General features: G+C 42.3%; 22 protein-coding genes and 1 tRNA gene. 15 read left to right on the top strand and 8 right to left on the bottom strand.

Annotated features, from left to right (window positions below):
• Positions 1-93 precede the first annotated feature (93 nt).
• Complete coding sequence (locus HUJ22_RS08855) at positions 94-480, bottom strand: response regulator (protein WP_290876334.1); 387 nt, start codon at positions 478-480, stop codon at positions 94-96.
• A gap of 483 nt (positions 481-963) precedes the next feature.
• On the opposite strand from HUJ22_RS08855, the gene HUJ22_RS08850 reads away from it, so the two are divergent.
• The 13 genes from HUJ22_RS08850 to HUJ22_RS08790 all read left to right on the top strand — a co-directional run bounded on the left by HUJ22_RS08850 (position 964) and on the right by HUJ22_RS08790 (position 12,019).
• A complete protein-coding gene (locus HUJ22_RS08850; protein ID WP_290876332.1) occupies positions 964-2,166 on the top strand; it encodes a site-specific integrase in 1,203 nt (400 codons plus the stop codon).
• A gap of 1 nt (position 2,167) precedes the next feature.
• Entirely contained in the window at positions 2,168-3,061 is an 894-nt protein-coding gene (locus tag HUJ22_RS08845; protein WP_290876330.1) for a hypothetical protein, read from the top strand.
• Between the two features lie 134 nt (positions 3,062-3,195).
• Entirely contained in the window at positions 3,196-3,414 is a 219-nt protein-coding gene (locus HUJ22_RS08840) for an AlpA family phage regulatory protein (RefSeq protein WP_290876328.1), read from the top strand.
• 57 nt (positions 3,415-3,471) lie between these two features.
• A complete protein-coding gene (locus HUJ22_RS08835) occupies positions 3,472-3,786 on the top strand; it encodes a hypothetical protein (protein WP_290876326.1) in 315 nt (104 codons plus the stop codon).
• Entirely contained in the window at positions 3,783-4,031 is a 249-nt protein-coding gene (locus HUJ22_RS08830) for a hypothetical protein (RefSeq protein WP_290876324.1), read from the top strand. The genes HUJ22_RS08835 and HUJ22_RS08830 overlap by 4 nt, the downstream gene beginning before the upstream one ends.
• Positions 4,015-4,932, top strand: a complete 918-nt coding sequence (locus HUJ22_RS08825) for a helix-turn-helix domain-containing protein (protein ID WP_290876322.1) — start codon at positions 4,015-4,017, stop codon at positions 4,930-4,932. Before HUJ22_RS08830 ends, HUJ22_RS08825 begins: the two co-directional genes overlap by 17 nt.
• A gap of 18 nt (positions 4,933-4,950) precedes the next feature.
• A complete protein-coding gene (locus HUJ22_RS08820) occupies positions 4,951-8,238 on the top strand; it encodes a hypothetical protein (protein ID WP_290876320.1) in 3,288 nt (1,095 codons plus the stop codon).
• 18 nt (positions 8,239-8,256) lie between these two features.
• Entirely contained in the window at positions 8,257-8,424 is a 168-nt protein-coding gene (locus HUJ22_RS08815) for a hypothetical protein (protein WP_290876318.1), read from the top strand.
• Positions 8,421-9,158, top strand: a complete 738-nt coding sequence (locus HUJ22_RS08810; protein ID WP_290876316.1) for a hypothetical protein — start codon at positions 8,421-8,423, stop codon at positions 9,156-9,158. The genes HUJ22_RS08815 and HUJ22_RS08810 overlap by 4 nt, the downstream gene beginning before the upstream one ends.
• 33 nt (positions 9,159-9,191) lie before the next feature.
• A complete protein-coding gene (locus tag HUJ22_RS08805) occupies positions 9,192-9,689 on the top strand; it encodes a DUF2280 domain-containing protein (RefSeq protein WP_290876314.1) in 498 nt (165 codons plus the stop codon).
• A 348-nt stretch (positions 9,690-10,037) separates the two neighbouring features.
• Positions 10,038-10,577, top strand: a complete 540-nt coding sequence (locus HUJ22_RS08800) for a protein kinase (protein ID WP_290876312.1) — start codon at positions 10,038-10,040, stop codon at positions 10,575-10,577.
• Positions 10,578-10,592: 15 nt separating this feature from the next.
• Positions 10,593-11,234, top strand: coding sequence for a protein kinase (locus HUJ22_RS08795; protein WP_290876310.1), 642 nt, complete (start codon positions 10,593-10,595; stop codon positions 11,232-11,234).
• A gap of 191 nt (positions 11,235-11,425) precedes the next feature.
• Positions 11,426-12,019, top strand: coding sequence for a hypothetical protein (locus HUJ22_RS08790; RefSeq protein WP_290876308.1), 594 nt, complete (start codon positions 11,426-11,428; stop codon positions 12,017-12,019).
• A 57-nt stretch (positions 12,020-12,076) separates the two neighbouring features.
• Here HUJ22_RS08790 and HUJ22_RS08785 read toward each other — a convergent pair whose 3' ends face one another.
• The 6 genes from HUJ22_RS08785 to HUJ22_RS08760 all read right to left on the bottom strand — a co-directional run bounded on the left by HUJ22_RS08785 (position 12,077) and on the right by HUJ22_RS08760 (position 14,913).
• A complete protein-coding gene (locus tag HUJ22_RS08785; RefSeq protein WP_290876306.1) occupies positions 12,077-12,550 on the bottom strand; it encodes a hypothetical protein in 474 nt (157 codons plus the stop codon).
• Positions 12,543-13,010 carry a hypothetical protein gene (locus tag HUJ22_RS08780; RefSeq protein ID WP_290876304.1) on the bottom strand — a complete coding sequence of 156 codons (468 nt, stop codon included), beginning with the start codon at positions 13,008-13,010 and terminating at the stop codon, positions 12,543-12,545. The genes HUJ22_RS08785 and HUJ22_RS08780 overlap by 8 nt, the downstream gene beginning before the upstream one ends.
• A gap of 52 nt (positions 13,011-13,062) precedes the next feature.
• The gene (locus HUJ22_RS08775; protein WP_290876303.1) at positions 13,063-13,365 is read right to left on the bottom strand and encodes a hypothetical protein; all 303 of its coding nucleotides are present in this window, start codon (positions 13,363-13,365) and stop codon (positions 13,063-13,065) included.
• Positions 13,365-13,550, bottom strand: a complete 186-nt coding sequence (locus tag HUJ22_RS08770) for a hypothetical protein (RefSeq protein WP_290876301.1) — start codon at positions 13,548-13,550, stop codon at positions 13,365-13,367. Before HUJ22_RS08770 ends, HUJ22_RS08775 begins: the two co-directional genes overlap by 1 nt.
• Positions 13,551-14,077: 527 nt before the next feature.
• Complete coding sequence (locus HUJ22_RS08765) at positions 14,078-14,359, bottom strand: zinc ribbon domain-containing protein (protein WP_290876299.1); 282 nt, start codon at positions 14,357-14,359, stop codon at positions 14,078-14,080.
• A 29-nt stretch (positions 14,360-14,388) separates the two neighbouring features.
• The gene (locus tag HUJ22_RS08760; RefSeq protein ID WP_290876297.1) at positions 14,389-14,913 is read right to left on the bottom strand and encodes a hypothetical protein; all 525 of its coding nucleotides are present in this window, start codon (positions 14,911-14,913) and stop codon (positions 14,389-14,391) included.
• Positions 14,914-14,988: 75 nt separating this feature from the next.
• Between HUJ22_RS08760 and HUJ22_RS08755 the strand changes: the two genes are divergently transcribed.
• Both HUJ22_RS08755 and HUJ22_RS08750 read left to right on the top strand, forming a co-directional pair.
• Positions 14,989-15,354 (top strand): type II toxin-antitoxin system Phd/YefM family antitoxin, encoded by a 366-nt coding sequence (locus tag HUJ22_RS08755; RefSeq protein WP_290876295.1) that lies wholly within the window; start codon positions 14,989-14,991, stop codon positions 15,352-15,354.
• Positions 15,354-15,617, top strand: a complete 264-nt coding sequence (locus HUJ22_RS08750; RefSeq protein WP_290876293.1) for a type II toxin-antitoxin system RelE/ParE family toxin — start codon at positions 15,354-15,356, stop codon at positions 15,615-15,617. Before HUJ22_RS08755 ends, HUJ22_RS08750 begins: the two co-directional genes overlap by 1 nt.
• 145 nt (positions 15,618-15,762) lie before the next feature.
• Here HUJ22_RS08750 and HUJ22_RS08745 read toward each other — a convergent pair.
• Positions 15,763-15,850 (bottom strand) — tRNA-Leu (locus HUJ22_RS08745).
• Between the last annotated feature and the right edge of the window lie 106 nt (positions 15,851-15,956).

The raw sequence follows: 15,956 nt of genomic DNA, 5'->3' as shown, positions 1-15,956 counted from the left end.
AATACACAACTGCGAAAGACCATATTAAGCCTTTATATTATAATGGCGTGAGATGAGAGAGGAACTTAGATAAGATTTTATAACCCTATAAACCTACTTATTAATTTTCTTAAAATTTCGTTCTATAGATTCTTTAAGGTCATTAAATTCAATGGGTTTGACCAGATAGTCGAGATAACCTGTTTCTTTAGCTCGTTGTACGTGATGAGGATCAGAATTTCCTGTAATATAGATCACTGGTACATCTGAGAATTTTCGAATCTCGTTCATGGCAGTGATCCCATCAATTTCACCTTCCAAAGAGATGTCCATTAGAATAAGATCGGGATTGATTTTTTGAGCGACCTCTATGGCTGTTTTACCATAAACAAGTTCCCCTTCAGCGTCATATCCCAATTTTTCTAAGTAACTCTCGTACAGAAGATTCAGTATTAAATCGTCCTCGACGATCATTACCGTTTTTTTCTGGTTTTTATCCATTATGTCCCGTTAATTCGATTGCGTAAAAGCATAATACCTTAATAATAACATGAATTGATATTAAACGAAATTATATAACAATAAAAATTTAGGGTATATAAAAGATGAAAATGAGTTATGCAAACCGTTCAAAAGCGAATATTGGGGTTTAACCACTAAAAATTGGAAATGTAATTTCTGAAAAATCCGGATTTTGATGAGATCAAAACAAAAAAAGCCTCGCAAAAACAATGTTTTACGAGGCTTTTTGTACCGCTGATCGGACTCGAACCGATACGGGCATTTTAATACCCATTGGATTTTAAGTCCAAATACAGGTGTGTTTCTTAATGAATCTTAATGTTCGAAAATGTCCGCTAAGTTATTGCTAATCAATGCCTAAAATGTTAGATTATGTTTCAGGATGAATCATAATTAAACGGTATTTTGTTACCCCACTGTTACCCCAGAGATTCCTGGGGTAACAAATAATGAGAGCAGATCATGGAAAAGAGCTTAACTGATTCGTATGTCAAAAGCGTAACCTCTCCAAGGCGTATTGAGATATTCGATACCTCAAAATCAGGACTGGCTTTAAGGGTAAACCCTTCTGGATATAAATCTTTTTTCTACCGGTACCGATTCGGTGGAAAGATCAAACGCTTCACTATTGGGAGCTACCCGTCTGTTTCATTGGCAGATGCCCGGGACCGGGCTGATGAGTTACGCGTACAGGTAAACAAAGGAGAAGATCCTCAAGGGGACAAGCAGCGCCTTAAAAACAAAGAGGCTCCCAAAACTATCGGGGAACTGGCTGACCTGTTCGAGAAGGAGTACATAGAACGTGAGCTGAAAGAGAGCACTCAATCATCCTACAAATCCCGATTGAAAAAAATCAGGGACAAATTTAGCCGGTATTCCGTGGATGAAGTCACCAGGGGTGATGTGAAACGATTCCTGAAAAAGATAGCTGAAAAGCAGCCTTACAATGCCAATCGAATACAAGCCATTTTCTCTAAGATGTACTCCTTTGCATTTGAGGAAGAGTTCACAGATAACCATCCCCTTAAGCGACTTTCTAAATTTGGAGAAGAAGATACTCGAAATACAAACTACTACCCTGAGGATATTCGTAATCTCTGGCAGGCTATGGAGCAAGAGAGAGAGCCAACACAAAGCCTTTTGAAGCTGCTGCTGATCACAGGCCAACGGCTTGGGGAAACCTCTCGGATGAAATGGGCTAATATCGATACTGAAAATGCGTTGTGGATAATTCCCAAAGCAGAAACGAAAGGGGATAGGGTACATGTGGTACCTCTCTCTACTAAAGCCATTGAGGTACTTGAGAACTTACACCAGCTCACCGGAGAAAAGGAATTTGTATTTAACTCTCCAAAGAAAGACGGGCAGCCGCTATCCTATTTCAGGGAGGTAATGGATCGGGTTGAAGAAGTGGCCGAACTGGATGATTTCCGGCTTCATGATCTCCGTCATATTGTGGCAACTAATATGCAGCGGCTGAAGATCGACTTCATGCACATCGGGAAGGTGCTAAACCATAAAGGCATGGCTAAAGAATACATCGTTACATCCAGGTACATTGATTACGATTATCTGGATGAGAAGCGGGAAGCTCTTCAAAAATGGAGTAACGAACTCGAAAGAATAATAACTGGCAAAAAAGCCAAGGTATTCAAAATTGGTTGATATGGATTTAAAAAAGTTAGTTAGCAATACATTCAGCATTAAAAAATCAGAAGTCAGAAAAAAGATTAGTCAGATCCATGATAATTATGTGGCTTTTTATAATAAATCAGAGGATAAAATAACGGCATTATCACGCCTACAAACGATAAAACAAGGCGTTAAATCTGAGGCGCTTGCTTTGGGTGACGAAATTGATGAATTGCAGGAAAAATTGGAGCAACCGCTTAATGAAATTATAGAAAAGATTGATCTGGGGAGCTTTCATCTAAAGGGGGATTCTTTTAAAAACGGGGAAGAAAAAAGCATTGAATCAGTAAAAAAAATTATAGATGAGATTTTGGAATCTATAAACTTGCTAGTCTTTTTAATCCCTCTCCAAGAGTTGAATAATGATGAATTTCTAAAATTTTTTCAGGAGATAAAAGCAAAGGATGAAAGCCTGGTAAGGGTGGTTGGTGGATATCAGGGTATTCCAAAAAAGTGGGTCAATGTTTTTTTTAGGATGATTGGCATTATGGAGAAATTTTTTCTTTTAAAAACCAACTCAGATGCCTTGTCATCTATTTCTAGATCAATAATATGCTCCTCCTACCCTAATGAATTAACATATTGGAATGATTTAAGTGATGAAGAAAAAAATAAAATGGAGTTGTTCGGAGAGGCCATTACTAAAGTTGACAGAATGGCAATTAAAATAGTTGTTGAAAAAGTTCGGAATCGGGAGATTTGTAAAGAGGCTCTGGAAAAGTATGTGCTATACAAGCCCGGCAGGAGTACGGCCGCAATTTTTGATTTAATCATTGATGAAACGCCAGACCTGAACAGGTCTGCATTTTATAGATGGACTGATGCTTATAATGATGCTAAAAAAGAATTGGTTAATTCTATTTCATAATAGAGCGCACACGAAAACAACCTAATTAAAATAATCCTAGATAAATCCTACAATATTCCCATCCGTGTAGGATGAACAAACAGTTGCAGTGACATAGATTGGCTTAGTGAAACGTTAAGAAAAAATCATAAGCCATGAATGACCTTCAAATTATACGTCCTAATGAGTTAACCGAACTACTCGGTGTATCCAGAACCACTCTCCACAGAATGGAAAAGAGAGGAGAGCTTCCCACTCGATTTAAGATAAGTGACAGGGCTGCCGGTTGGCTGGCCTCAGATATCCGGGAGTTCCTAGAGGAAAAGGCTCATGGAGAACAAGAAGAGCTTGAACCTGAAGAAGTTGCAGCATAAAAAAACCCGCCGGCGACATCCGGCGAGCTCAAGGCGACTGTAATCTAACAGTTCCTCTTGAGAATTGCACTTCTAAAAGAAAATCTCAAGGCGATGAAAAACTCCAAGAAAAGAATCCAAATCCAGAAAGTACTCGATGAACTCAAGCAAGAACCGGCCACCAGCATGATGTTATCCGTCCGGACAGGCGTTCTGAGATGTAATTGTACTCGCTACCTAAGTAAGCTCGAAGACCAGGGCAAGGTTACAGTAGTCAAAGAAGACAACTGCTCTGTGACCGGCCATAAAGCGAAATACTACTCAGCCCGAGAAGAAGATTTCCCTCCACAAACTCAATCATCACTATTCCCAAATCGGGGGTGCAGAGTATGACTTTCGATCCAAAAAAGATAATTGAAGATCAGGACTCAGTTTATGCTCTGGAGTACTCAGCGAAGCGTAACACCTACTCGGTTAATAAGTTATACGATGCTTTAAAAACGAACTTTCTTCGGCATATCCGGGGCAACCATGATGACTGGATTATCCTGCAAATCGGGACTGATAAAGAGGGGCTTTTAAAGCTTTCTCAGACGGCAAAAAGCACGCAAAGGAGGTTAAATGAAAACGGCTCCTAAAGTCTGGGACTGGAGAGCATACATTATTCACTATGCCCCTGCAAACCCTACTTATCGACATGTGCTCTTAACACTTTCCTGTTTTATGGATTCGGCGGGGGGGAGCTGCTTTCCGTCTATCAAAAAGCTATCTGAATGCACTTCACTTTCCAAGCCTTCAGTGATCAAGTATCTGAACCAGGCTGAAGAGGATGGGTGGATCGAAAAGTCAGTTCATGGCTTCTCTGGCCAGGGATGGAAGCGCCACGAATACACGGCATCGATCCCTGAAAAGGTGGTTAAGGAGATTAACCACGTAGGCGGTAAAGGTGGTAAACCTCATGATGAAGGCGGTAAACCTGATAACAAAGGTGGTAAACCTGACGAGGGTAAGGTGGTTAAAGAGGTTAACACTATCTCTTCAGTTAACTCTTCAAATACCTCACCAGTAGAGAGCTCTCCAGAATCAACGGTATCAAATGTGAGTGAAGAGGCCCTCTCTCTTGTTACATTTTTTTGGGAATGTTTTTCAGAAGCCAATCCTCAGATCCCAACTAAGCCAGACGATAAAGCGGCCATTCACTTTCAGAACTTAATCGATGAGGGATATCCGGCTGAACATTTGGAGCAATTGCTAACAGCGCTCTTTACCTGGGATTTGGAGCCTTGTCAATTCTTCCGGAAATCAATTAGTGATCCAGAGAAATTTGAAAAGCATGTGAAAAAATTCCACCAGCAGCTAATGGCTGCCTATAAGGAGAAAAAGAATAAACCCATGACAAAGGGTGATCAGTATTATGCTTTTAAAGAGTATTTGGAACGAGACGATTATGAACCCCCTAAGACCGCTTTTGAATTTACACTACAAGAGTCCAGGTATAACGGGCATGCAACCAAGTTTGAAGAAGAAAGACCTTTTTAACCACAAAAATTTGAACGAATGGCAATTAGAGAAAAAATAACCATTGATAGCCGAGAGTACCGGCAGGATCTCCACAAAGTTGAAGACACAGCCGAACGAACCGCCCGGAATACAGAGCAAGCTTGGGGCCGTTCTTCCAGGGAAATGAGGCAAGATGCCAAAAGAACCACTAATGAAATGGAAGGCGGGTTTAAACGAATTGGTACCGCTGCAAAGCTTTGGATTGCAAGTATCGCAACTACTGCGTTCTATACGCTCAGGAAAGCATTGATTCGATCCCAGGAAATCGAGGAGACCGCCTCTAAGTTTGAAACGGTACTTGGACCCTCCATTGGTAAGGCTAACGAGTTCATAAAGGAGAATGCTCGTCTGATGGGGCTCAGTAGAACGGAAGCACAAGAAATGATAGCAACAACTACCGCTATTGCTCAAGGAATGAATTTCACAGGCAGTGAGGCTGCTGATTTCGGTTTCGATATCGTGAAGCTTGCCGGTGACCTCCAATCTTTTAACGATGTACCGATAGAGCGTACTCACAATGCGATTACCACAGCTCTAACTGGGGAGCGTGAAGCACTGAAAAGCCTTGGTATTGTAATTCGTGAGACCGAAGTCCAGGAGCGCGCATTAGCAAATACCGGGAAGGATGCGGCTGATGCTTTAACCCAACAGGAGAAAGCCACAGCTACCCTTGAGTTGATTACAAAGAAAGCGGGGGTTGCAGTTGGGGACCTAGAGCGAACGGCCACAAGTTCAGCGAACAGGACCCGCCAATCTATGGCGAACATTCAAACGCTCCTCGATACTCTCTCTTCAAAGCTCAATCAAAGTTTCGGGCCACAGCTCATCACATGGCTTGAGAACGCGCTAGGAATTGCAGAAGACTTAGTGAGCACCATTGATCGATCCATGAGCTCAGGCATGGAGAACCTGATCCGGAACCTGGAGGCTCAGGGTGGGAATCAGGAGCTCGTCGCCCGGCTTAAGAAGCAGCAGGCTATAAATGAAGCCATTGAACTCCGAAAGGAACTCAAAAAAGAGCTGGATGAGCTTGAGATAGCTGTTGGTATTGACGAAAAGGGCATGAGTGATCGCATAAACGATACCATGAGCGCCCTGAAAGGAACGATGTTTGCTAATCCTCTCAATGATTTCTTTGGAGAAGATGGTGGCTTTATGGATACGTTCAATAAGGTTACGAAATCGTTTCAGGAAGATTTTAAAACTGTTAATGAGTCCTTTGATCCTGCTAAAATTGACGAGTACAACGAAAGGATTAGCGAAATGCAGGAGCAGCTTCGAGCGGTATCCGAACAAGCCCTTAAAGCGGAAGAGATGGGATTTCATGAAGAGGCTGAGGCGCTTTCAAATATGAGTAACACTCTGGCCGATGCCATCACCTCCATGTCTATGGCTGTTGGAAAGCAGGAGCAGCTTAACAATGTGAATAAATCACTGGTTGAGCTCCAAAATCAAAGTACTACAGCCATGCAAGCACAGAATGAAGAGGCTGAAGAGCAAGCCCGGAAATTTGGAGAAGTGGCCTTTGGGTTTAATAAGATCGAGAGAGCCTGGAAGCAGCTGGGGCAAAACCTAGATATCGGCGCCGGTTCTATCATGAAAACGCATTTCGATGCTTTGATCAATGGTGCTGAGAATTATGAAGCAACTCTCCGGCGTTTAGACAATGAATTGGCTATGAATCAAATCAGCCAGGAGAAATACAACCAGGAAGTAGAGAAGGCTACTGCCAAGTATCTGCAACAGCTTCAGAGCACGTATGAGATGTTCAAATCAAAGCTTGGGCCGGAGCAACAGAAAGTTTTTGAAGCTCTCATCAAGAACCTCAAGAAAACCGAAAAAGAAGGCGACAAAGCTAAAGCCAGTTTGGGGGACATTGCCGAATCCTTAAATAGCGTTCTTTCTCTCGCAGATGCCTTCGGGGACGTTGACGAAAACCTAAAGAATGTGCTTCGTGGCTCGATTGATCTACTTAGAAACCTTGAAGCCATCAATAAGCTGGATGGATCGGGTTTTATGGGGTTAGGAGGAACCGGCCTTTCCGGGGCTATTGGTGCCATTGGTGTTGCTGCCGGGGTTGTAACTATGCTATCGGGATTCATCGGGCAAAACAGCCAGGATAACGAAGAGCGTCTCCGTCAAATGGAAGAAATGCAGGATCTTCGCGTTTCATTAAACAGTCTCCGGCGCGCAGTCATCAAACAAACAAACGCATACCTTGATCAGGGTGTAGTCGGTGGTGACGTGACACAAGAGGAAATTGAACGTGGTGAGACTCTTTTTGAAGGGTTTTTTACTGGGGATAAAGACAGGGGCGGAGAGCCTTTTGGGTACGCTGGTGAAGAAACTTTCCTCACGAACCTTGCAGAACTTGCAGAGTTGTTCCCTGAAGTATTTGGACAGTTTGAGGATATGTACCAAAACTACCGTGATCAGGGTATGTCGCATAGTCAGGCCGTAGCCCAGCTGATGCAAGAAGGACTTGGTGAAGCTTGGAGCCTTATTGAAGACTCGTTCCGGCAGTACGGCGAATCTATAGAGGGCGCCCAGCAAGTGTATGAGGATGCCATCAAATTCGGGGCCAAAAGCACCCAAGAGGCGTTCGATCTTTTTATTCAGCAGGTTGAGGCGGCAGGACTTGACCTCTCTCAGAGCGTAGGCGGTAAAACACTAGCCGAATGGATGCAGGAACTTAACGACCCGGAAACCACTCAGGCCGAGCGTGAGGCAATCATCCAGATGATATGGGAAAATTGGGAGGATCTGATTCCAAGCGGATGGAGCTACGACGATTTCACATCCTGGCTGGAAACCATTTCAAGTCATGACCCATCAACCGAATCCGGCGCCGAGCAGGGGTTTTCCCGCTCAGTTCAGTTCAACCGGACTATCACAGACGTTCAGGCCAATGAGGTGATTGTACTACTCGAATGGATCGGTGAGGCTGTGTGGAGGATGGTAGAAATGGCGGGAGGTGACCGGATGAACCTTGGAAGCGTGGGCTCTAACGGCATTGGAGGATTAAACATAGAACTCCCTCTTCCAGTGCGTGTTGAAAACTGGGACGAAATGATGTCCCTGGTATACCCTGAAGGCAGCTCGTCCGGATCTGGAAACGTGAGCATAACCCGCCTTGCCGGTGGAGATGACAGGCCGCATCAAAGCTTTAACATAGGTGTGCAGGTGGAAAGTCCGGGTGCAAGTGTTTCCGATGAGGCCATCGACGAACTCACGCGCAGAATAGGAAATGAACTTAGAAGAGAACTCAGGGGGAAGGCTTTTTAATCCAAAAACAAACTAACCATGACTGCAGAAGAAAAAAACGCACAACTACGAAAGCGAATATTAGAAGAAGCCGAGGCCCGGGATGTGGACCATCATGAGGAGGATGAAACCACGCCTGAAGCCAAAGCCAAGGTTCAAGAACTTATTGAACGAAATCATAACCAATCAAAACCAAAAGAATCATGAACTCAGAACAGATAGCAAAGAATATTACCCGGACTGAAAAGGAAATTTCAGAACTGGAAGAGCGAAACAGCAAATTGGAGCAAGAGCTTTTTGAGATAAAGAAGAACCACAAAGCTTTGATCTCCGATGAAGGCCAGGAAAAGATCCAGAAACTCACCTCTTCCAGGGAAATCATCAAAGAAGTGATTGAGGAGAAGCGCGAAAAACTGGATGCTCTGCAAATTGAGCTTGAGACCGCTCAAAAGGAAGAAGCCATGTCTTCATATGAAGGAGAATGCGTCGCATTGGCTCGCAGGGCAGAGGAGGCCAAGGATGAATTTCTAATGATGCTCAAGGAGTTGGATAGTGAGCTGTTTGATAAGCTGGTGAGTATTTCAAAGAAGCGTGTTGAGTGGAAGAAGGCAGCAGAGAAGTTTATACAGACCATTACTAAGATTGAGCCAAGTTTCCGAACAGTTTCACTCCGGGATGATACTCCGGAACATGAAGAGGCCCGGCGCGAATTACTGCAAAGGATAGATGAAAAGGCGGGATCAACAGATGCGGCGAGGACAGAGATATTTTTATCACCTCATCACTACCGGGAAGTGACACTATCAGGGTCCGGGCATGGAATTGATGCAAAGACACCGGCTGACCTTGTTGACCTGGCTATACGTGCTCATAATATTGCTGAAAGAGAAGCCGAGGTTGAGCGGGTAGCTAAAGAGCGCGAACAACTTCAGGAAGCCTAAAATCTTGAATTATCTTGAGCAAAACCCAGAATAATGGCAACACTAAACGAGAAGCATAAATCATTTATCGTAATGAGCTTAGCCTGCTATGAACCCCCTGTAAAAGTACAAGAGGTGGTTCAAGAAAGATTTGGGGTTGAGGTGAGTCTATCCCAGCTTACCTACTATAACCCCAAATCTCTTCAGGGCTCTGATCAGTTAGCTCAAAAATGGAAGGATCTATTCGATGAAACCCGGCGCCGGTTCCTTGAGGAAATAACAGATATTCCTATTTCCCAGAAAGTATACAGGCTTAAAAAGCTGCAAGAGAATCTGGATAACTTTGAGCGAATAAAAAATTACAAGGGCATCAATGAATGCCTGGAACAAGCTGCCAAAGAAGTTGGCGGCGCATTTACTAATAAGCGTGAACATGATGTGAGTGGGCTTATTAAATCAATAAACATGGCCGAACTCACAGACAACCAACTAAAGAGGATTTCAGATGGAGAACACCCCCTTACAGTACTTGGCACTGAAAGCGAAAGCTGAGCAGGAGTTAAGAAACAGAAAGCGAGGCTTTAATCAGGTGATCATCTACCAGCCTGGGAATTGCCCTGTTATTGAGAGGGATCCCGGAGATGAAAGGGTGCTGTTTTTCATTCCGGATAACGGCCGGGACTAACTCATTTTAAAGGTAATGAGGCCACATTTCAGTGACCTATAATTCTTTATTATGTAAAGTCGAGCGAAAAACAAATGTATTTAATGGACAAGGAGAAAAACCTGTTAATAAATAATGGAATCTAAATATTAAACCTAAAGATCATCAGACTTAGATATCGCTCAAAACAACAATGGGCGATGTTTGTAGTAAACCTTAATTATTAAAGAGAAGACATGAAAGAACAGTATGGAAAATGGAAAGTTGAAGAAACCCTGAAAGAGGACAGGTGCTATTTAGCCTCATCCGATGATCAGAAAGGGGTTATAAAAATAGGACGAAATATTGCTAAGGAGGTTCTGGCATTAAAATTAGTTCACGATCATGCTAACATTGTAACACTCTTAGATTACGATTTAGAAGCAGAAGAGCCTTATTTGGTGACAGAGTTTTTCGAAGATAGTCTACAAATGCATCTTTACCGACCTCACAATTTTAATGTTTCAGAAATAACCGATGCAATATTAAATATTTGTGAAGGTATAACACACTGTTTGAGTAAAGGAATCTGTCCTATCGACGTTCAATTTTTGTCAAACCAAAAACTAGAGGTTCGATTGGTAGATTTTGAATGCCCAATGATAATGGAATCCATTGATGACATGAGACAAGGATTAAGTCTCGTAGAGAAGAAAATATCTTTATTTGAAAATTCTGTTTTTCGGAGCAATGGAAGGCGCCGCCAAAAAGAAGAACTTTTAACTAAGAACATTTAACCAACACACAGACCGATGGTACAGAAGTATGGGAGATGGAGGCATGTCGAAGGGCGGCCTTATACGATAGTCCAAAATATAGAGGATCCTGATATAGTGGGGTTCATAAAATTCCAGAAAAGCAGCCCGGATTGGCCGGATTGGAAAGAGAGACAATTCTTTAATGAAGTACACACCCTTAAAGGATTAGATCATCCCAATATAGTAAAGCTCCTGGATTATGACTTGGAACATGAAACACCTTACCTGATAACTGAATATTGCGAATGTGGAGACATGAGAGAGGCTGACTTGGATAAGTGGACTATCGAGGAAAAATATCAATGTCATCAACAAATTTGTGAAGGGTTTGCATACTTATGGGGGCAGGGAATCTTGAAAGGCGATCACAATCTGAAGAATATCTTTCTGAAAGAAAATAAAATCCCGGTAATTGGAGATTTTGAAGGCGCTCGGCAATTAACCATGGATGCTGAAGGTGTGCTTTCCGTTTTAAATGTAGCCTCTATAATGTTTTGGGGACTTATGGAGGGAAAGGATTTTAACAGAATACGATCCATGGAAAGAAGGATAAACCAACAGATTGAAGCACTCAACGAGCAGATCGAAGAACTGAAAGCCCAGAAAGAAGAACTTTATAACACCCCACCCCCTTAGTTTTGACGAAAAAGCGGAAAGCCTGGGAAGCGGTTAAAGAGTTTTTCAGTTGGATAGACCCTCAGGTTTAAAGCTTCATTTACTCAAGAAATAAAGGCCCTTCACAGCATTCTAGTGATCGATTATCTTGACTAGTCTTGAGTAAACTTGGTCTCATTTGATTGGATAGCCTCAACCCGGCGCCGGTTTGCATGTCAAATATTATTGAATATTTGAATGAAATGAGTTATTTAGAGGCAAATAAATCGGAGTGCAAAATGAATAAAATTATTTTCTGGGTATCTCTATGCATTGCCATCGTTACTTCAAATAATTTGGTGAAAGCCCAAAGCTTTGGGGTTGGGGCAGGTTTTGGAACCTCTTCATCCATGTTTGTTGATCTATTTTACCTTGAAAACAGCAACTCTTTTCATTTAGGTTTTAGTTATCAGTTTTCGGATACCAGAGGTAAACTTGTTAGCGAGCAAAAGTCTAATTATGGAAGAACAGTTGATGGTACAGGTGAGTATTTTTGGACCTTAGACTTTGGTTATGGGCATAACGTAATAAGTGAACTAACTATCAATGGTGAAATATCTTTGGGTTCATTAAATGAATATACCAATTACTTAGATGGTAGATTTAATGGTGGAGGCTACCACATGATTGATCAAGCTAGTCTTGTTGCAGGAATTGGGGCGAGCGTTGGATATAATCTTTCAGAATCTGTGAATGTATTTCTTGGTTATAATACCTTAAGGAAGGTTACGGCCGGACTGAGAATGAATTTTCCTTTTGTTTACTAGAAATACTTGAAGAAAAAGAAAACCCCGACACCATACCGGCGCCGGGGTTGAATTGGGTCAAACAGCTTTTTTAAGCTCTTCAACTTCCCTTCGATAGCCTTTTGCCCGGAATTTCCAAAGCGTAGATATACCTTTGTCGATCTCTTGAGCGGTTTCTTTCAACATGTATATCCATGATTCCATACGGTGTATATCATCTGGATCCTTCTCGTTCTTTCTGATTTTGTTCCAATACTCAGTAACTCTCAAACCCTGAAGAGCGACATCTGACAATAGGGCGGCGGTTTCATCATCCATTCGATAAAAGCTATCTTCAAGGCCATAAATGGCGCGTTCGCTCTCTGTAATGGTTAGTTCTTCACCGTATTTTAATATATCAAAGCCTTTGGAGGTCTTGAGATAGTCACCCCATTCCTGGGCCATTGCTTTAGCTACATCATCTTCATGCTTTTCATTTACTTCTTTTTCTATGAGCTCAAATAGCTCATCTGCTTTTTTCTTGATTTCTGGGTTTAGTTTAATTTTATCCATGATTGCTGGTATTTAGTGTTTGGGTTAATTTTTTGATTTCAAATTCATACTCACTCATGCACTCCAATAGTTGTACCCTGGCATGGCCGCCAATGCCTTCACATTCAATGATCAGGGCTCTTAGGGCGTCGTTTTCAAGGGTTTGTTTCGGCAGATCTATTTGTAGATGCTTCGCACATTCCCCGAGCTCCATTAATTCAATTAAGGCCTCTGAGTTCATGTGATACATCGCGCCGGAAAGATTCAACCGGTGTGTATCAATAGCTGGCTTTGTGATGGCAAAGATGGTGTCTATGATTTCGAACTCTTCCAGATGATGAAGCTTGAAAGGGTATCGCAGCCTAAAGGCTCCGGCCACATCATCATAACCATGTTTTTTGATGGCTTTCTTTAGCTCTGCACCAAGAGTCTCGAGCGCTTTGGCGGCTTTGTCGATGTCGATAGGTTTTTCTGTTTCCATAATTGTTTTGGTTTAATTGTTAATAAGGGTGTGGAAAATTTAGGCAGTGGGGTTAAAACTCGGCTAACCCTAAAAACTCGTCGATATCGAAGTAGACCGTTGTGGGCCGTGAATCTGTCTTCTCATTTCCGTTCGGGTGAAAGCGCCGGAGCTTACCTTCCTTCATCAGGTGTTTGATCACGCTTTTTTTAATGCCAAGCCTCTCACAGTCTTTCACGGCAATCAGCTCAAGGCCTTTTACCCTGGTACCACGAACTTCATCGACAATACTGCCGTGCATGTCGTACACCGGGTAGGACTTGCCCTGCAGCTTTAATGATTGTATTACCTTGTGGGACACTTTGTCTGACTTCATTACGCTGGGGCTAGGTTTGAGGAGTTATGCCCGTTGCTGCCGGACCGTTCTTTCTGAAGCTTTCGGTTTGTCTGGTTGACGACTGATCGAAGAGCTTTCGATCTCATTTTCGTTTCTTCTTCCACCCGGATTTGCTGGGCTTCAAACTTGAATCGTTTGTTGTGATTAGATTCTGAATTAGTCATTTTGTTACCTCGTTATGTTACCGAAAGCAGGTCATGTCCTCGAAAAACTGGCCTGCTTTCTTTTTTTTGTTTCACCGCTTTCAGTTTAGAAAAGCTGAAAATTAAAAGCAAATAAGTATAGTAAAATTAATAAATTACCTATTGTGAATTAATTGCTTCATTTTTGGGCAGAATATTTCCTATTTGGAAGTTTTGGGTAAAAATTGAGGCAAAAAAGAGGTGCGATTACCTGGTGGGAAATAACAGGGGGTGGGCGGTGTTATTTATTTCCTATTCTGAATACGACAAAACAGGCCTAAAAAACTAATTTTGTCAAAATTGATGGATTTTGAGAGTGACGGGGAGGTGAAGCCGGTGATCCAGCTAAGCGGTACTTTACATAACTGGATTATTGGAACCCGTGCGCGGTTCTGAAATGGAGAGGAAAGGCCTTGCTGACATCAGGATGGCTTTGTACCGGAATGGAAGGGCGCGGAATTACTATAATAGCCGCACAGTTATGTAAGCGTAGGGCATCCGGCTGGGTGTTACTTGTCCAGGGTTTCGGGATCTTCTGTTAAATCTTTTTTGCAGTGCTTGCATACTATGGCCTTTGCCCGGATCAACTCATCGCAGTAAGGACATCGTTTAGTTTCGGCCTCTCTCTGAATTGCTCTTTTGGTTTCCAATTCTTCAACTTTCTTTGGCTTGGAAATGGCGGCAACAACCAATCCTATCGGGCCCAAGAAAAAACCCCAGGCTAATCCACGCACCCCGTCAAGTAAAAGTCCCCCAACTGCAGATATTATCCAGACTATGAAAAATTCCATTGTATCACTCCATCATTTAGGTTTGATGTTCATATAAACTTTATAACGACATTAAAGTCAGACCAAATCTTACCAATAACAGCCTGTTCAATTTCGTTTTTTGTCGATGACTCAATTCTCTTGTCTTTATTTTGATCATGGAACAAGAGGTACACGAACTCAAAATCTTCGCACAGCGTGTGCATAATGGATTGCCCAATGCCTTGCTTAACCGTGGAACCGTTTTGGCTTTGTTTATATTCTACGGCTACCAAATAAGGCTCTGTGATAATAAAGTCGGGGTAGTTTCTTGACCCGAAGAGTGTTCTTCTTTCGCGCCCATACCTGCCTTCCTGACCCTCCCAATAAAATGACTTGTTTGCCTTTCCTACATAGTCTTTATACCCGCAATCCTTAAAATACTTCTCCAGGTACCTGATCAGAAGCGGTCTGAGTTCGGTTTGAATATGCACCTCAGATTTGTTGATTGTATTTCTTCTGAATTGAGGGTTCGTCGTTACATATTCGTGAAGCCCCGACAAAAAGTGATCAACCTTTTTTGTTTTCTTTTTCATGCTAATTAACCCCGATTATTTTAAGTACGCCAATTTTGCCAATTATAATTCAGCTCTTCCTTACATGCAAATAAGATGAGAAGGCACTCACTAACCAGGCAATCCCGGCGCCGGTACAATACTACTATCAAAATTCCGTTTTATTTGGTACATTATGTACAACACGTACAAAAGAAGAAAACCATGGATGTTAAAACCGTAAATAGCGCAAGTGCGCGAAAGTCTTTTTCCGATCTGCTTAATGAAAGTGGGTTTGGAGGCAAGCGAATTGTAGTAACCCGAAAAGGTAAGGCTGTTGCTGCAGTGGTTCCTATCCAGGACCTGGAAGCTATTCAAGCACTGGAAGATCACAAGGACGTTACAGAAGCTAAGCGAATCCTCTCCGACCCGGAGAGTGAGTTCATTCCCTGGGAAGAGGCTAAAAAAGAACTATTCAAATAATGAGTTGGAAGGTACAGATTGAGCGCAAGGCTCAAAAAGAACTCAAAAAAATTCCTGATCCCTATAAGTCCAACATCATTGATACCATCGAGCAACTTACTGAGGATGCCCGGCCTCCGGGATGTACTAAGCTAAAGGGAGCTTCAGACCTTTGGAGAGTGCGGGTAAATGATTATCGAGTCGTGTATCAAATCAAGGATGAACAATTACTCATCTTAGTCATACGAATTGGTCATCGAAAAGACATCTACGAAGGGCTGTAGTCGCAAAATGGAGCATTCAAAAATACTAGGGGTACTTGATATTTTGTTACCCCACTGTTACCCCAGAGAATGACCTGCTTCATAATATCTCGAAAACAAAAAACCCCTGCAACTCATTAATCAATTGAGCTACAAGGGTTTAGCGTACCGCTGATCGGACTCGAACCGATACGGGCATTTTAATACCCATTGGATTTTAAGTCCAACGTGTCTACCAATTCCACCACAGCGGCTTTCCGTAGGCGCCAAATATACGGCTTTAACTTTCACTACTTCAATAAAGATTTCAAACAATTTATTGATTCCCAAAAAGGGTTTTGTAACTTTCAGTAAATATAA

Origin of the sequence: Gracilimonas sp. (assembly GCF_014762685.1) — a bacterium.
Lineage (GTDB): Bacteria > Bacteroidota > Rhodothermia > Balneolales > Balneolaceae > Gracilimonas.
The sequence above is the reverse complement of the archived record's forward strand: the minus strand, read 5'-3'. Positions and strand labels throughout refer to the sequence as shown.

Bases quoted from the DNA above. Each gene is read 5' to 3' on its own strand.
- HUJ22_RS08760 (WP_290876297.1), bottom strand. From the start codon at position 14,913: ATGAAAAAGAAAACAAAAAAGGTTGATCACTTTTTGTCGGGGCTTCAC.
- HUJ22_RS08845 (WP_290876330.1), top strand. From the start codon at position 2,168: ATGGATTTAAAAAAGTTAGTTAGCAATACATTCAGCATTAAAAAATCA.
- HUJ22_RS08805 (WP_290876314.1), top strand. From the start codon at position 9,192: ATGGCAACACTAAACGAGAAGCATAAATCATTTATCGTAATGAGCTTA.
- HUJ22_RS08750 (WP_290876293.1), top strand. From the start codon at position 15,354: ATGAGTTGGAAGGTACAGATTGAGCGCAAGGCTCAAAAAGAACTCAAA.
- HUJ22_RS08780 (WP_290876304.1), bottom strand. From the start codon at position 13,010: ATGGAAACAGAAAAACCTATCGACATCGACAAAGCCGCCAAAGCGCTC.
- HUJ22_RS08820 (WP_290876320.1), top strand. From the start codon at position 4,951: ATGGCAATTAGAGAAAAAATAACCATTGATAGCCGAGAGTACCGGCAG.
- HUJ22_RS08770 (WP_290876301.1), bottom strand. From the start codon at position 13,550: ATGACTAATTCAGAATCTAATCACAACAAACGATTCAAGTTTGAAGCC.
- HUJ22_RS08775 (WP_290876303.1), bottom strand. From the start codon at position 13,365: ATGAAGTCAGACAAAGTGTCCCACAAGGTAATACAATCATTAAAGCTG.
- HUJ22_RS08850 (WP_290876332.1), top strand. From the start codon at position 964: ATGGAAAAGAGCTTAACTGATTCGTATGTCAAAAGCGTAACCTCTCCA.
- HUJ22_RS08800 (WP_290876312.1), top strand. From the start codon at position 10,038: ATGAAAGAACAGTATGGAAAATGGAAAGTTGAAGAAACCCTGAAAGAG.
- HUJ22_RS08840 (WP_290876328.1), top strand. From the start codon at position 3,196: ATGAATGACCTTCAAATTATACGTCCTAATGAGTTAACCGAACTACTC.
- HUJ22_RS08825 (WP_290876322.1), top strand. From the start codon at position 4,015: ATGAAAACGGCTCCTAAAGTCTGGGACTGGAGAGCATACATTATTCAC.
- HUJ22_RS08755 (WP_290876295.1), top strand. From the start codon at position 14,989: ATGAGAAGGCACTCACTAACCAGGCAATCCCGGCGCCGGTACAATACT.
- HUJ22_RS08810 (WP_290876316.1), top strand. From the start codon at position 8,421: ATGAACTCAGAACAGATAGCAAAGAATATTACCCGGACTGAAAAGGAA.
- HUJ22_RS08815 (WP_290876318.1), top strand. From the start codon at position 8,257: ATGACTGCAGAAGAAAAAAACGCACAACTACGAAAGCGAATATTAGAA.
- HUJ22_RS08765 (WP_290876299.1), bottom strand. From the start codon at position 14,359: ATGGAATTTTTCATAGTCTGGATAATATCTGCAGTTGGGGGACTTTTA.
- HUJ22_RS08785 (WP_290876306.1), bottom strand. From the start codon at position 12,550: ATGGATAAAATTAAACTAAACCCAGAAATCAAGAAAAAAGCAGATGAG.
- HUJ22_RS08830 (WP_290876324.1), top strand. From the start codon at position 3,783: ATGACTTTCGATCCAAAAAAGATAATTGAAGATCAGGACTCAGTTTAT.
- HUJ22_RS08790 (WP_290876308.1), top strand. From the start codon at position 11,426: ATGTCAAATATTATTGAATATTTGAATGAAATGAGTTATTTAGAGGCA.
- HUJ22_RS08795 (WP_290876310.1), top strand. From the start codon at position 10,593: ATGGTACAGAAGTATGGGAGATGGAGGCATGTCGAAGGGCGGCCTTAT.
- HUJ22_RS08855 (WP_290876334.1), bottom strand. From the start codon at position 480: ATGGATAAAAACCAGAAAAAAACGGTAATGATCGTCGAGGACGATTTA.